This window comes from Streptomyces sp. NPDC015532, assembly GCF_043078065.1.
GTDB lineage: Bacteria > Actinomycetota > Actinomycetes > Streptomycetales > Streptomycetaceae > Streptomyces.
On sequence record NZ_JBIBSY010000001.1, the window covers coordinates 1,229,275 to 1,243,085 of the forward strand.

Below are 13,811 nucleotides of genomic sequence, written 5' to 3' on the forward strand. Positions count from 1 at the left end.
GCTCTCGTTGTCAGTGGGCCGTGGCAGGATCGGGGGTGTGGCAGAGACAGCATCGAAGCAGACCGAGAAGACCGCAGGTACGGGCCGCCCGCGCCTGATGCTCATGGATGGGCACTCGCTGGCCTACCGCGCGTTCTTCGCGCTGCCCGCGGAGAACTTCACCACCGCGACGGGTCAGCCGACGAACGCCATCTATGGTTTCGCGTCGATGCTGGCGAACACGCTGCGCGACGAGTCGCCCACGCATTTCGCGGTGGCGTTCGACGTGTCGCGCAAGACGTGGCGTTCCGAGGAGTTCACCGAGTACAAGGCGAACAGGTCGAAGACCCCGGACGAGTTCAAGGGGCAGGTCGAGCTGATCGGCGAGGTGCTGGACGCGATGCACGCGCAGCGCTTCGCGGTGGACGGCTTCGAGGCCGACGACATCATCGCGACGCTCGCCACCCAGGCCGAGGCCGAGGGCTTCGACGTGCTGATCGTCACGGGTGACCGTGACTCCTTCCAGCTGGTCTCGGAGCACACGACGGTGCTGTATCCGACGAAGGGTGTCTCCGAGCTGACCCGGTTCACTCCGGAGAAGGTCTTCGAGAAGTACGGGCTGACGCCGGCGCAGTATCCGGACTTCGCGGCGCTGCGCGGTGACCCGTCGGACAACCTGCCGGGCATTCCCGGTGTGGGGGAGAAGACGGCCGCGAAGTGGATCAACCAGTTCGGTTCGTTCGCGGAGCTGGTCGAGCGGGTCGACGAGGTCAAGGGCAAGGCCGGGCAGAACCTGCGCGACCATCTGGAGGCGGTGAAGCTCAACCGCCGTCTCACGGAGATGGTCAAGGACGTCGAGCTGCCGCGGACGGTGGCGGACCTGGAGCGGGTCGCGTACGACCGTACGGCGCTCGCGATGGTCCTGGACACCCTGGAGATCCGTAATCCCTCGCTGCGGGAACGGCTTCTCGCCGTGGACCCGGGGGCCGCGGAGGCCGAGGAGGCGCGGCCCGTCGTCGAGGGCGTCGAGATCGACGGCACGGTGCTGGGCGCGGGCGAGCTGATGCCGTGGCTCGCCGAGCACGGTTCCGGGGTGCTGGGTGTGTCCACGGTCGACTCGTGGGCGCTGGGTTCGGGGTCGGTCGCCGAGGTGGCGCTCGCGGCGGGTGCGGGGCCGGCGGTCTGGTTCGATCCGTCCCGGCTGGACGAGTCCGACGAGAACGCGTTCGCGGCGTGGCTCGCCGACTCCGGCAGGCACAAGGTCATGCACAACGCCAAGGGCGCGATGCGGGTCTTCGCCGAGCACGGCTGGAGCATCGAGGGTGTGACCATGGACACGGCGCTCGCGGCCTATCTGGTCAAGCCGGGCCGTCGTTCGTTCGCGCTGGACGCGCTCTCCCTGGAGTATCTGGGCCGGGAGCTCGGGCCCGCCGCCGCGGCCGACGGACAGCTCGCGTTCGGTGCGGACGAGCAGGCCGAGGCCGACGCGCTGATGGCGCAGGCCCGGACGATCCTCGATCTGGGGGAGTCGTTCGGGGAGAAGCTCCAGGAGGTCGGCGCGGCGGATCTGCTGCGGGACATGGAGCTGCCCACGTCCAGCCTGCTGGCGCGCCTGGAGCGGCACGGCATCGCGGCGGACCGTGCGCATCTGGAGGCCATGGAGCAGATGTTCGCCGGCGCGGTGCAGCAGGCGGTGAAGGAGGCGCACGCGGCCGCCGGGCACGAGTTCAACCTCGGTTCGCCCAAGCAGCTCCAGGAAGTCCTCTTCGGTGAACTGGCCCTGCCGAAGACGAAGAAGACGAAGACGGGTTACACGACGGACGCGGACGCGTTGGCCTGGCTGGCGACGCAGACCGAGAACGACCTGCCCGTGATCATGCTCCGTCACCGTGAGCAGGCCAAACTGCGCGTCACCGTCGAGGGGCTGATCAAGTCGATCGCCCCGGACGGCCGTATCCACACGACGTACAACCAGACGGTGGCGGCGACGGGACGGCTGTCGTCGACCGATCCGAACCTGCAGAACATCCCGGTGCGCACGGACGAGGGCCGGGCGATCCGCCGCGGCTTCGTCGTCGGTGAGGGCTTCGAGTGCCTCATGACCGCGGACTACAGCCAGATCGAACTGCGGGTGATGGCCCATCTGTCCGAGGACGAGGGGCTGCTGGAGGCGTTCACCTCCGGTGAGGACCTGCACACCACCGTCGCCTCCCAGGTGTTCTCGGTGGAGCGGACAGCGGTCGACGCGGAGATGCGCCGCAAGATCAAGGCGATGTCGTACGGCCTCGCTTACGGGCTGTCGGCCTTCGGTCTGTCGCAGCAGCTGAACATCGAGGCGGGCGAGGCCCGTGCGCTGATGGACACGTACTTCGAGCGCTTCGGCGGTGTGCGGGACTATCTGCGCCGGGCGGTCGACGAGGCCCGGGCCACGGGCTACACCGCGACGCTGTTCGGGCGCCGCCGGTATCTGCCCGACCTCAACAGCGACAACCGCCAGCGCCGTGAGGCGGCCGAGCGGATGGCCCTGAACGCGCCCATCCAGGGCACGGCCGCCGACATCGTGAAGATCGCGATGCTCCATGTGGACCGGGCGCTGCGCGAGGCGAAGCTGAACTCCCGCATGCTGCTTCAGGTCCATGACGAAATCGTGCTGGAGATCGCTCCCGGCGAACGGGAGAGGACCGAGGCGCTGCTGCGCCACGAGATGGCGTCCGCCGTCCGGCTCCAGGTTCCGCTGGACGTCTCCGTCGGCGCGGGCCGGGACTGGGAGTCGGCGGCGCACTAGCCATCGGGCGCGACGTCTTCGGCCGAGGGCCGTGGGGGGGGGGCCCCCGGGGGGGGGGGGGCCCCCCCCCCCCCGCGGGGGGGGGGGGGGGGGGGGGGGCCGGGGGGGGGGCGGGGGGGGGGCCCGCGCGGGGGGGGGGGGGGGGGGGGGGGGGGGGGGGGGGGGGGGCCCCCGGGGGGGCCCCCCCCCACGGCCCTCGGGCGTTTTCGGCGGTGTGCCGGGCGGCCCGGGGCGTGCCCGTGGGGCGTCACCCGCGTGGCTCGCACGGGGCGCCCCGGGCCGGAGGGTGACGTAAGGATGCGGGCATGGGTATACGCACGCTCCACCGCCGAACGGCCACGGGTATGCGCACGCTCCACGGTCGTACCGCCATGGTCACGACCGTGGTGGTAGCGACCGCGACGGTGGCCGCGGTCGTCGTCCCGGTGCTGTTCGCGCCGCTGCCCGCGCTCGCGGCCGGGGCGGGTACCGCCCAGCTGCCGGGTCCCGGCGGTTCCGCACGTGACGAGGACCGCGAGGAGGATTTCGGAGCCCGGTTGTCCCGCGATCTCCAGGCGGCCCTGTCCGCGCGCCCGGGTACGGTCCTGGTGTCGGTGCCCGACGGCACGAGAGGCGGCCCGGCGGGCGCAGAGGCCGTCGACCGGATCCGGCCGGCGGCGGTGGCCGCAGGCGCCCGCGCGTTCCTCAGCTCCTGCGCGCACCGCCTCCGGCTGCTGACCCGGCTCCGTGACAGCGGGCGCCGGAGCGCGCTGTTCGGCCTCGCGCGCGGACCGGGGGCGCACATCTCGACCGGCAGACTGCCCCGGGCCGCGAACGGGGGACGCGTCCACGGCATCGGTTCCTTCACCGGCCCTGCCCGCAGTTACCGCGTCATCGTCCTGTCGTACGACCATCCGACGGCGCCGTACCGTGCCCGCGTCGTCGAGCGGGTCGCCCGAGCCGTGCACCGGGGCTTTCGCCGGGGAGGCGGGGTGCTGCGCAGTCTTGCCGCCGGCGGGGCGGTCAGCGAGCGGCGGGACGGCTCGGTTCCGTACGCGCCGCCGCGGGACCGGGACGAGCCGGAGCGGGACGCCAGACCCTGACGGCGGCGACGTACAGGCCGAGGCCGAGGACCAGGCCGGCGCCCCCGCCGAAGCACAGCGCCGGGATGAGTTCCCACGGCTTCGCGACGGATTTCCAGTACGTCCACCAGCGCACCGCCCGCTGTACCGCGGCGGCCAGCGCGAGGCCGCCGATCACGGTCGCGGCCAGCCACCGGTCGGCGGTGGACAGGACGGGCACCGGGACGGCGGGGCCGTCCGGCGCGCGGCGCAGCGCGAGCGCCACGAAGGTCACGATCACGACGGCCGCGAGGGCCGAACTGCCGTACTGGACGTACCAGTAGAGGGGCGAGCCCGCGAGGCTGTGGCCGAGGACGGGGAACAGCCGTACTCCCCACCGGTCGTGATGGGTGAACGCGTCCCACACGACATGCGTCAGTCCGCCGAGTACCGCGGAGGCGTACCACCGCAGAACGGTCGGCGCGCGCACCGGCTCGCGCGCGGCTCCGCAGCGCAGGAGTTGTGCCGTGCGCCCCTGTCGTGCCGTTGGCATCAGCGCCACCAGCGGTTCGCGCAGCACCAGCCAGGCACCCGTCAGCATCCATGCGATCAGCACATCGACCGTGAACACGCCGGTGAACGAGTGGGTGAACGTGCCGAACTCCATCGCCCCGGGCACTACGCTCGCCGCGTAGTAGGTCAGGTCGGGAGCGAAGGAACCCGTCACGAGAACGGCGGGAATCAGTCGGCCGCGGCCGTTTCCGTTCCCGCGGATCGCGGGAAGCACGGCCGCCGCGTGACTGAGCGTGAAGGGCAAATCGTCCCCCTGCGTCTCCTGTTGACCGGCTATGTTCGGCCGGTTGATCACCGGAGGCCAGTATGCGGGACGGCGGTCCATGGCCAAGTGGTGAATATCGGGCGCGAACAGGTCCCTGGGCGGCGGAAGTTGTCGTAGGGTCGCCTGGGTTGCCGTGCGGGGAGCACGGTCCGAGACAGCGGCAGCGCAGGACGGAGAGGCGACGGGTCACGCCGGTCGTCCGTAGGAGGGGTTCACTCGATGGCGGCGCAATTCGGCAGGAGGCTGCGCAAGGGCGCGGCAACCACCGCTGTGGCCGCGGCCGCGGTCGCGGCTCTATCCGCCTCCCAGGCCCCGGGAGTGATCACCGACGACCACGGCAGACAGTCGACGGGCGCCGATCTCGGCCTGGGCACGGGTGACACGGGCGGCGACGGCACCGCGACCGGCAACGGGCGTTACTACACGGACCTTCCGCCGCTGCAGAGCCCGAACCCCGCACCGACCACGGGAAGTGACACGCCCGCCGCCACGGGCGTGGCCGAGGCGGGCATCCCGGCGACCGTCCTGGCCGCCTACAAGCAGGCCGAGGCGTCGCTGCGCGAGTCCAAGCCGACCTGCAACCTGCCCTGGCAGCTTCTCGCCGCGATCGGCAAGGTCGAGTCGGGCCAGGCCCGTGGCGGCCGTGTCGACGCCAACGGCACGACCTTGTCGCCCATTCTCGGCCCGGTCCTGAACGGCTACGGATTCGCCAACATCAGGGACACCGACAACGGCGCGTTCGACGGCGACAGCACCTTCGACCGCGCTGTGGGGCCGATGCAGTTCATCCCCTCCACCTGGGAGTGGGCGGGCCGCGACGGCAACGGCGACGGCAAGAAGGACCCCAACAACATCTACGACGCGGCGCTGGCCGCCGGGCACTACCTGTGCCGCTTCGACCACGACATGTCGGTCCAGGCGCAGATGAACGCGGCGATCCTCAGCTACAACAACTCGACGGCGTACCTCAACACCGTCATGTCGTGGCTGGAGTACTACCGCAAGGGCACGCACGAGGTGCCGGACGGTACCGGCACGCTGCCCTCGCACCACAGCGACGAGCCCACCTCGCCGGGCCCGACGCCCACGCCGCCCGCGCAGCCGTCCCCGCCGGTCGGCCCGCGGCCCGGCGGCGGCCCGTCGAGCCCCGCTCCGAAGCCGACCCCTCCCGTCACCCCGACCCCGCCGGCCACGCAGCCCCCGACGAGCCCGCCCACTCCCACGCCGACGCCCACCGAGACGGTGGACCACCTGACGAACATGGGCGCCGGGAAGCTCACGGCGACCGCCGGGGACACGTTCGCGCAGAAGATCGCCGTGCGGACCGACGACAAGGCCGGCAAGCCCGTGGCGAAGGTCCGGGTGCGGTTCACCATCGTCGGTGACACCGACGCCACCTTCACCGGCGGCGAGAGCGTCGCCACGCTGGTCACCAACGGACTCGGCGTCGCCGGCGCGCCCGCGCTCGTGGCGGGCGAGAAGACGGGCGACTTCACCGTCCGCGTCACCGTGGTGGGCCGCGTCATGGCCGGCCTCGACTACACGGCGAGTGTCACCGCGCGCCAGGCCGACACCCTGGCCCGCACCGGCGACACCGCGCTGACCTGCGTCCCGGGCGGCGAGTTCGCCGACCAGGTCGAGGTGAAGGCCACCTACAAGGGCGCCGCGGCGGGCAAGGTCGCCGCGACCGCGACCCTGATCAAGTCCGCCGACGACACCGGCGAGAACGACAAGGGCCCCTCCTTCAAGGACGCGGACGGCAAGACCGTACGCACCCTCACCGCCCTGACCACCGACGCGGACGGCCTGCTCAAGCTGCCGAAGCTCTACGCCGACGACACCACCGGCACCTTCCTGCTCCGCATCACCACCACCGGCGGAGCCACCCTGACCGTCGAACTGACGGTCGCCGCCGCTCCTGCCACCGCCACTCCCGCGGCCTCTCCCACCGCCTCCTAGAACCGAGCCGCCACCGCGCGCGGCACAGCTCGCCTCCAGGGCGCCCTCCCGGCTCACGCCGCGGGGGCGCCCTGATCCGTTGTGTGCGCGACGTGTTCTCATCTCGCCCCGCCGTTGCTACGGTGCCGGACCTGACGATGTATCAGCTCCTGGCCCCGGGAGGCCCGCATGCGTGCCCTCATCGCCGCCGCGACCGGTCTCGCCGCGGCACTCGCGCTGGTCCTGACCATCACGGCCATGGGCTCGCCCGCCGGACACACCTCGCCGAAGCCGTTGCTCACCACCGTCCCCAAACACCCCTGACGCACGCACCGGGAGGGCCGTCGAGATGCGCCGCAAGGCAAGCCTGATCCTGCTCGCGCTCGCCGTGTTCTTCGCGGCACTGTCCCCGCTGCTGCGCTGGTACGCCTTCCCGCGCCTGGCCAAGATCCCGGCGAACCAGTACCAGGACATGGTCCTGGAGGCGAAGGACGCCACCCTCCTCGACTACGGCACCATGAAGGCCAGGAAGGTCCCCAAGGTCACCGTCGTCCAGACCCTCAAGGGCGACGTCGAGGCCTCCGAGCGGATCGAGCGGACCGCCGGCCGTGACGTCGTCGTCTGGGACTCCCTGTCCTACGTCCAGGGCCCCGACGGCACGATGGTCTCCAAGCTCCCCGAGCGCTACATCTTCGACGCGCACAGCCAGGAACCCGTCCACGCCACCGGCGAGTCCGTCGACGGCGACCCCGTCACCCGCCAGGGCATCGAGTTCAAATGGCCCTTCAGGACCGAGAAACGGGACTACGAGTACTTCGACGCCCAGACCCGTACCTCGGCGCCCATCCACTACAAGGGCACCCGGACCTTCCGGGGCGTCAAGGTCTACTACTTCGAGCAGACCATCCCCTGGACGAAGGTGAAGTTCCCCAAGATCATGCCCGTCCAGGGGGTCACCCCGCAGTCCCTCGCCAAGACCGGCACCACCCGTTGGTACACCACCGTCCGCAGGTTCTGGGTCGAGCCGGTCACCGGAGCACCCGTCTACGGCGAGGAGAGCCACCGGGAGGAACTCCGCGGCGGCACACTCCTGGGAGGCCGGGACAAGGTGACCGCCTTCTCCGGGGACGTGAAGATGCGCGAGGACTACATCCGGAACACCGTCGACCTCGTCAAGTCCAACCGCACCCTCGTCCTGATGATGACCTCCTACCTCCCGTGGGGCTTCCTGCTCCTGGGGACGGCCCTGCTGGCCCTCTCCCTGTATCTGGAGGCCCGCGGCCGCAGGCCGGGCGAACCCGCGCCGGCGCCGGCCGCCGACCCCGAGCCCGTCAGCGCCTGAGCCGCGCGTTCGTGTACCGCGTCGGCTCGGCGGTCGCCGGGTCCTCGGGCCACGGGTGCTTGGGGTAGCGGCCGCGCAGTTCGGCCCGTACGCCGTTGTAGCCGTCCTTCCAGAAGGACGCGAGATCGGCGGTCACCGCGGCCGGCCGGCCCGCGGGGGACAGGAGATGCACGAGTACGGGCACGCCGGCAACGGCGGGCGAGGCGTGGAGCCCGAACATCTCCTGGAGCTTCACGGCGAGCACCGGCTGCGCCGGGTCGGTGTAGTCGACGCGGATCCTCGAACCGCTCGGCACCTCGATCCGCTCGGGCGCGAGCTCGTCCAGCCGGGCCGCCTCGCCGGTGGCCCAGGGCAGCAGCCGGTTCAGGGCCTGCCCGGCGTCGATCCGCGCCAGGTCCGCCCGCCGTCGGGCACGGCTCAGCTCCGGCTCCAGCCACTCCTCCACGCGCGCGTGGAGGGCCTCCGCGGAGACGTCCGGCCACGGGTCGCCCAGCCGGCGGCGCAGGAACGCCAGCCGCAGCCGCAGCACCTCGGCGTCAGGCGACCACCGCAGCAGGCCGAAGCCCTCCTCCCGCAGCCCCTCGAGCAGCGCCTCCCGTACGAGCCCGGGGTCCGCCTTGCGCAGTGGCCGCACGGCCAGCTCCACCGCCCCCAGCCGCTCCACCCGCCGGGCGACGACATCGCCCCCGGCCCAGTGGACCTCGTCGCCCTCGCCGTACAGACCGGCGGCGGCCCGCCGTGCCGTCGGCTCGTCGATCACCGCCGCGAGCCGCACGCGCGCGTGCCCCCTGCCGACGGGGCGGTCGGCGACGGCGACCGCGAGCCAGGGAGCACCGCGCAGAACGGACCCCTCGCCGGCGTCGGCACGGGTCCCGTTGACCATGAGGTGCGAGCCACCCCGCAGGTGCGCGACGCGTTCGGGGAACGCCAGCGAGGCGACGAGCCCGACGACCCCGTCGTCCCCGGCCTGCGGCTCACCGGCGCGCAGCCCCGGAGAGGAAGAAGAGACGGAGGGGACAGGGGAGGCCCCTGAGGAAGGAGAGCCCGAGGTGGAGGCAAGGGAGTCGGAGGGGGATGCCTTGCCGGGAGAGCTGGAGGGTGGCGCCTGGCCGGGTGCGGGGACGGAGGTCGAGGTGGAGGCGGGGGAGCCCGATGGGGATGCCTTGCCGGGAGAGCCAGAGGGCGGCGCCTGGCCGGGGGCGGGGGCCGACGACGGGGTGAGGGCGGCGGCGGAGGAGCGGAGGCGGCGGGACTCGGCGCGCCAGCGGGCCGCGTAGCCGTCACCGCCACGCCGGGCCGTGCGCCAGGCCGCGGCCAGGTCGTCGCCGTACTCGCGAGGGGGCTCCTCGCTCAGCAGGGCGACCACGTCGGCGGCCCGCGTCGCGCCCACCAGCGGGGTCGCGTCCAGCAGGGCGCGCGCCAGCCGGGGGTGCAGTCCCAGGCGGGACATGCGGACGCCGCGGTCCGTGGCCCGCCCCGCGGCGTCGACCGCGCCGACGGCGGACAGGACGGCCCGCGCCGCCGCCATCGCCCCGACCGGCGGCGGATCCAGCAGAGCCAGCCCCGTCGCCCCGGGGTCGCCCCAGCAGGCCGCCTGGAGCGCGAACGCCGTCAGGTCGGCCACCTTGATCTCGGGGGCGGGGAACCGTGTCAGACGGGTGTCCTCCGCCTCCGCCCAGCAGCGGTAGACCGCGCCCGGCGCCTCACGCCCGGCCCGCCCCGCCCGCTGCCGCCCGGCCGCCTGCGAGGCCCGTACGGTCGCCAGGGCGCTCAGCCCGCGCGCGTGGTCCACCCGCGGCTCCCGCGCGAGCCCCGAGTCCACGACCACCCGCACCCCCGGAACCGTCAGCGACGACTCGGCCACCGAGGTCGCGAGGACCACCCGGCGCCGCACACCGGCCGTGAGCACCGCGTCCTGCACGGCCGCCGGAGCCCGCCCGTGCACCTGAAGGACGTCGACATCCCCGATACCGCCCAGCTGTCCGGCCACCCGCGCGATCTCCCCGACGCCGGGGAGGAAGCAGAGGACGTCACCCGAGCGCTCGGTCAGCGCCCGCCGCACCGTGGAGGACACATGCGTCAGCAGCGCCGGGTCCACCCGCATCCCGTGCGGGGGCCGTACGGGGCGCGCGGGCGGCGCCCACACCGTCTCGACCGGATACGAGACACCCTCCGCCTCGACGACCGGCGCGTCGCCCAGCAGCCGGGCCCAGCCACCGGCGTCCGTGGTCGCGGACGCGGCGACCAGCCGCAGTTCGGGACGGAGCGCGGCCCGCACGTCCAGCAGGAACGCGGCCACCGTGTCGGCGTCCAGATGCCGCTCGTGACACTCGTCGAGCACGACCACGTCGACGCCCGCGAGCTCCTGGTCCCGCTGAAGCCGCTGGAGCAGGACCCCGGTCGTGACGACCTCCACGCGCGCGTGCGGGCCGACCACCCGTTCCCCGCGCACCGTGAAGCCGACGCTCTCCCCGACCTTCTCGCCCAGCAGCCACGCCATCCGCCGGGCGGCGGCCCGTGCCGCGATGCGCCGCGGCTCGGCCACCACCACCCGCCGCGCCGGGCGCCCGTCGTCCAGGAGACCCGCCAGGGCCAGCGGCACCAGCGTCGTCTTGCCGGTGCCGGGCGGCGCCACCAGCACCGCGGCGCCGTGCCCCTCCAGGGCGTCGTCCACAGCGGGCAGGGCGCCGCGCACGGGCAGCGCGTCCAGGGCTTCGTAACGGATCACGCCCCCCAGTCTCGTACCTGCGCCGAACCGGCCGCGCGGGAACTCCGGGACAGCCCCAGGGCGCGGGCGGCACCGCGACGCGACGAAGGGGAGCGGCAGGCACGACGAAGAGGGGCGGCAGGCGCGAAGGGGCCGAGGGGGGAGCCGCGACGACGACGAAGGGGGAGCCGATCGGCTCCCCCTTCGTCGTCGCTCATGCCACGGGCCGTTCCTCGTGGACCGCGCAGGTCAGTCCCGCTCGCACACGAAGATCGCCGTGCCCGGAATGAGGTTCCCGCGCAGCGGGGACCAGCCGCCCCACTCCTGGGTGTTCCAGGCGGGCCACTCGGGTTCGACGACGTCGACCAGGCGGAAACCGCCGGCCACCACGTCACGCACCCGGTCGCCCAGCGTCCTGTGGTGCTCGACGTAGACCGCGCGGCCGTCCTCGTCCTGCTCCACGTACGGGGTGCGGTCGAAGTAGGACGCGGACACCGACAGGCCCTCGGGGCCCGGCTCGTCGGGGAACGCCCAGCGGAGCGGGTGCGTGACCGAGAAGACGAAGCGGCCGCCGGGGCGCAGAACCCGGTGCACCTCCCTCAGCACCAGCACCGGGTCGGCGACGAAGGGCAGCGCGCCGTACGCCGAGCACGCGAGGTCGAAGGAGCCGTCCGCGAACGGCAGGGCGCTCGCGTCCGCCTCCACGAGGGCCACCGGGCCTCCGATGCGCAGCGCGTGCTGGAGCTGGCGGTGGGAGAGGTCCAGGGCCACGGGGCGCGCGCCCTGCGCGGCCAGCCAGCGCGAGCACTGCGCCGCTCCCGCGCCGATCTCCAGGACGTCCTTGCCCTTGAGGTCCTCCGGGGGGCCCAGCAGCTCGGCCTCCACCTCGTCGAGACCCTCGGGACACCACACGAACCGGTCGTCGCCGAGGAACGTGCCGTGTTCGATCTGGTAGTCGTCCGCGTTCCGGTCCCACCAGCCCCGATTCGCCCGTGAACTCTCCATGAGGTCCGCGTCACGTCGGGTGGCTTCCGGTTCGAACGGTTCGGGCTCTTGGATGATCGGCTCCCTCGTCGTACTCTTCCGTCCAACCCGTCTCGGGCGTGTCACGAAAGAGGCGTCCTACTGCCCGCGTGGCCTTGTGAGACAGGTCTTGTGCCGGGATTGCGGCGATCCGCCCCGGGTGTGCGCCTTCGCGCATTGACCCTGCCCGGCTGCCCCCGTATGCTACAAGTTGCGCTGCGGGCCTGCGCTCCTCAGACGTAGCAGGCTGCGCTCGCATCTGTATGTATGTCCCCTCGGTTTTCGAGGCGCCTCCGGCTTTGGCCGGGTTTGGCGCTTCCTTGGCTGTCCGGCCTTCTACAGAGCGAAACGGGCTCCCGGCGTAAGCAGTACCTACGACTCACTGTCCGTACCGGAGCCCTTTCCCACATGACGAGCAGCACCGAGACCACCTCTACCACGCCGCAGGTAGCGGTCAACGACATCGGTAACGAGGAAGCATTCCTCGCCGCGATCGACGAGACGATCAAGTACTTCAACGACGGCGACATCGTCGACGGCGTCATCGTGAAGGTCGACCGGGACGAGGTCCTGCTCGACATCGGTTACAAGACCGAAGGTGTCATCCCGAGCCGCGAGCTCTCGATCAAGCACGACGTCGACCCGAACGAGGTCGTCAAGGTCGGCGACGAGATCGAAGCCCTTGTTCTCCAGAAGGAGGACAAGGAAGGCCGCCTGATCCTCTCGAAGAAGCGTGCCCAGTACGAGCGCGCCTGGGGCACCATCGAGAAGATCAAGGAAGAGGACGGCATCGTCACCGGCACCGTCATCGAGGTTGTCAAGGGTGGTCTCATCCTCGACATCGGCCTCCGTGGCTTCCTGCCGGCTTCCCTCGTCGAGATGCGCCGTGTCCGCGACCTCCAGCCCTACGTGGGCAAGGAGCTCGAGGCCAAGATCATCGAGCTGGACAAGAACCGCAACAACGTGGTCCTGTCCCGCCGTGCCTGGCTGGAGCAGACCCAGTCCGAGGTTCGCCAGACGTTCCTCACGACCCTGCAGAAGGGTCAGGTCCGCTCCGGCGTCGTCTCCTCGATCGTCAACTTCGGTGCCTTCGTGGACCTGGGTGGCGTCGACGGCCTGGTGCACGTCTCCGAGCTCTCCTGGAAGCACATCGACCACCCCTCCGAGGTTGTCGAGGTCGGCCAGGAAGTCACCGTCGAGGTTCTCGACGTCGACATGGACCGCGAGCGTGTCTCCCTGTCGCTCAAGGCGACGCAGGAAGACCCGTGGCAGCAGTTCGCCCGTACGCACCAGATCGGTCAGGTCGTCCCGGGTAAGGTCACGAAGCTCGTTCCGTTCGGTGCGTTCGTCCGCGTGGACGAGGGCATCGAGGGTCTGGTCCACATCTCCGAGCTGGCCGAGCGCCACGTGGAGATCCCGGAGCAGGTCGTCCAGGTCAACGACGAGATCTTCGTCAAGGTCATCGACATCGACCTCGAGCGCCGCCGCATCAGCCTCTCGCTGAAGCAGGCCAACGAGTCCTTCGGTGCCGACCCGGCCTCGGTCGAGTTCGACCCGACCCTGTACGGCATGGCCGCGTCGTACGACGACCAGGGCAACTACATCTACCCCGAGGGCTTCGACCCCGAGACCAACGACTGGCTCGAGGGCTTCGAGGCTCAGCGCGAGGTGTGGGAGAACCAGTACGCCGAGGCGCAGCAGCGCTTCGAGCAGCACCAGGCTCAGGTCATCAAGTCCCGCGAGGCCGACGCGCAGGCCGAGGCCGAGGGTGCCAGCACCTCCAGCGCGGCTCCGGCCGCGTCCGGTGGTGGCGGCGGCGGTTCGTACTCCTCGGAGTCGGACGACAACTCCGGCGCCCTGGCGTCGGACGAGGCGCTCGCCGCCCTCCGCGAGAAGCTCGCCGGCGGCCAGAGCTGAAAGCTCACCGCTAGCAAGTAGCTGAAAGAAGTGGGGCCCCCCCCCGTTTTGGGGGGGCCCCCACTTTCATGGGGGGGGTGTCCCGGAACCTGTTCTCTTACCTGAACTTCGGGTGCCCATCTGAACGTGGGGAGATTGCGGATGTGCGTCAGGGTCGGGACCGGGCCGATGTGCGGGGAGAGAAACGTGCTGGATACACGAGTAACTGCAGGGCGGTAACAGGCCGTTGCCAGGATCCCCGG

At 71.8% G+C, this 13,811-nt stretch carries 9 protein-coding genes; 6 read left to right on the forward strand and 3 right to left on the reverse strand.

What is annotated here, in order from left to right; translation table 11 throughout:
• Nucleotides 1-37: 37 nt before the first annotated feature.
• Together polA and ACF07B_RS05215 are read left to right on the forward strand one after the other, a co-directional pair.
• Nucleotides 38-2,764 carry a DNA polymerase I gene (gene polA, locus ACF07B_RS05210; RefSeq protein WP_392177777.1) on the forward strand — a complete coding sequence of 909 codons (2,727 nt, stop codon included), beginning with the start codon at nucleotides 38-40 and terminating at the stop codon, nucleotides 2,762-2,764.
• A 305-nt stretch (nucleotides 2,765-3,069) separates the two neighbouring features.
• Nucleotides 3,070-3,846 carry a hypothetical protein gene (locus ACF07B_RS05215; protein WP_392177778.1) on the forward strand — a complete coding sequence of 259 codons (777 nt, stop codon included), beginning with the start codon at nucleotides 3,070-3,072 and terminating at the stop codon, nucleotides 3,844-3,846.
• Here ACF07B_RS05215 and ACF07B_RS05220 read toward each other — a convergent pair.
• On the reverse strand, nucleotides 3,767-4,621 hold the full coding sequence (locus ACF07B_RS05220) for a DUF4184 family protein (RefSeq protein ID WP_392177969.1): 855 nt from the start codon (nucleotides 4,619-4,621) through the stop codon (nucleotides 3,767-3,769). The two genes, ACF07B_RS05215 and ACF07B_RS05220, sit on opposite strands and share 80 nt — an antisense overlap.
• A gap of 240 nt (nucleotides 4,622-4,861) precedes the next feature.
• Here ACF07B_RS05220 and ACF07B_RS05225 point away from each other — a divergent pair, with 240 nt between their 5' ends.
• The 3 genes from ACF07B_RS05225 (at nucleotide 4,862) to ACF07B_RS05235 (ending at nucleotide 7,922) form a co-directional block, all read left to right on the forward strand.
• Nucleotides 4,862-6,601 carry a lytic transglycosylase domain-containing protein gene (locus tag ACF07B_RS05225; RefSeq protein WP_392177779.1) on the forward strand — a complete coding sequence of 580 codons (1,740 nt, stop codon included), beginning with the start codon at nucleotides 4,862-4,864 and terminating at the stop codon, nucleotides 6,599-6,601.
• A gap of 168 nt (nucleotides 6,602-6,769) precedes the next feature.
• A complete protein-coding gene (locus ACF07B_RS05230; protein ID WP_326788397.1) occupies nucleotides 6,770-6,904 on the forward strand; it encodes an SPW_0924 family protein in 135 nt (44 codons plus the stop codon).
• Between the two features lie 25 nt (nucleotides 6,905-6,929).
• Nucleotides 6,930-7,922 carry a DUF3068 domain-containing protein gene (locus ACF07B_RS05235; RefSeq protein WP_392177780.1) on the forward strand — a complete coding sequence of 331 codons (993 nt, stop codon included), beginning with the start codon at nucleotides 6,930-6,932 and terminating at the stop codon, nucleotides 7,920-7,922.
• Here the strand turns inward: ACF07B_RS05235 and ACF07B_RS05240 are convergent.
• Together ACF07B_RS05240 and ACF07B_RS05245 are read right to left on the reverse strand one after the other, a co-directional pair.
• Nucleotides 7,912-10,650 carry an ATP-dependent helicase C-terminal domain-containing protein gene (locus ACF07B_RS05240; protein WP_392177781.1) on the reverse strand — a complete coding sequence of 913 codons (2,739 nt, stop codon included), beginning with the start codon at nucleotides 10,648-10,650 and terminating at the stop codon, nucleotides 7,912-7,914. The two genes, ACF07B_RS05235 and ACF07B_RS05240, sit on opposite strands and share 11 nt — an antisense overlap.
• A 228-nt stretch (nucleotides 10,651-10,878) precedes the next feature.
• Nucleotides 10,879-11,739 carry a class I SAM-dependent methyltransferase gene (locus tag ACF07B_RS05245; protein ID WP_384241066.1) on the reverse strand — a complete coding sequence of 287 codons (861 nt, stop codon included), beginning with the start codon at nucleotides 11,737-11,739 and terminating at the stop codon, nucleotides 10,879-10,881.
• Nucleotides 11,740-12,060: 321 nt separating this feature from the next.
• Between ACF07B_RS05245 and rpsA the strand changes: the two genes are divergently transcribed.
• A complete protein-coding gene (gene rpsA / locus ACF07B_RS05250) occupies nucleotides 12,061-13,569 on the forward strand; it encodes a 30S ribosomal protein S1 (protein ID WP_326788401.1) in 1,509 nt (502 codons plus the stop codon).
• The last annotated feature ends 242 nt before the right edge of the window (nucleotides 13,570-13,811 follow it).

Excerpts from the sequence above, each read along its gene's own strand:
- ACF07B_RS05215 (WP_392177778.1), top strand. The coding sequence starts at position 3,070 with ATGGGTATACGCACGCTCCACCGCCGAACGGCCACGGGTATGCGCACG.
- ACF07B_RS05225 (WP_392177779.1), top strand. The coding sequence starts at position 4,862 with ATGGCGGCGCAATTCGGCAGGAGGCTGCGCAAGGGCGCGGCAACCACC.
- ACF07B_RS05230 (WP_326788397.1), top strand. The coding sequence starts at position 6,770 with ATGCGTGCCCTCATCGCCGCCGCGACCGGTCTCGCCGCGGCACTCGCG.
- ACF07B_RS05235 (WP_392177780.1), top strand. The coding sequence starts at position 6,930 with ATGCGCCGCAAGGCAAGCCTGATCCTGCTCGCGCTCGCCGTGTTCTTC.
- rpsA (WP_326788401.1), top strand. The coding sequence starts at position 12,061 with ATGACGAGCAGCACCGAGACCACCTCTACCACGCCGCAGGTAGCGGTC.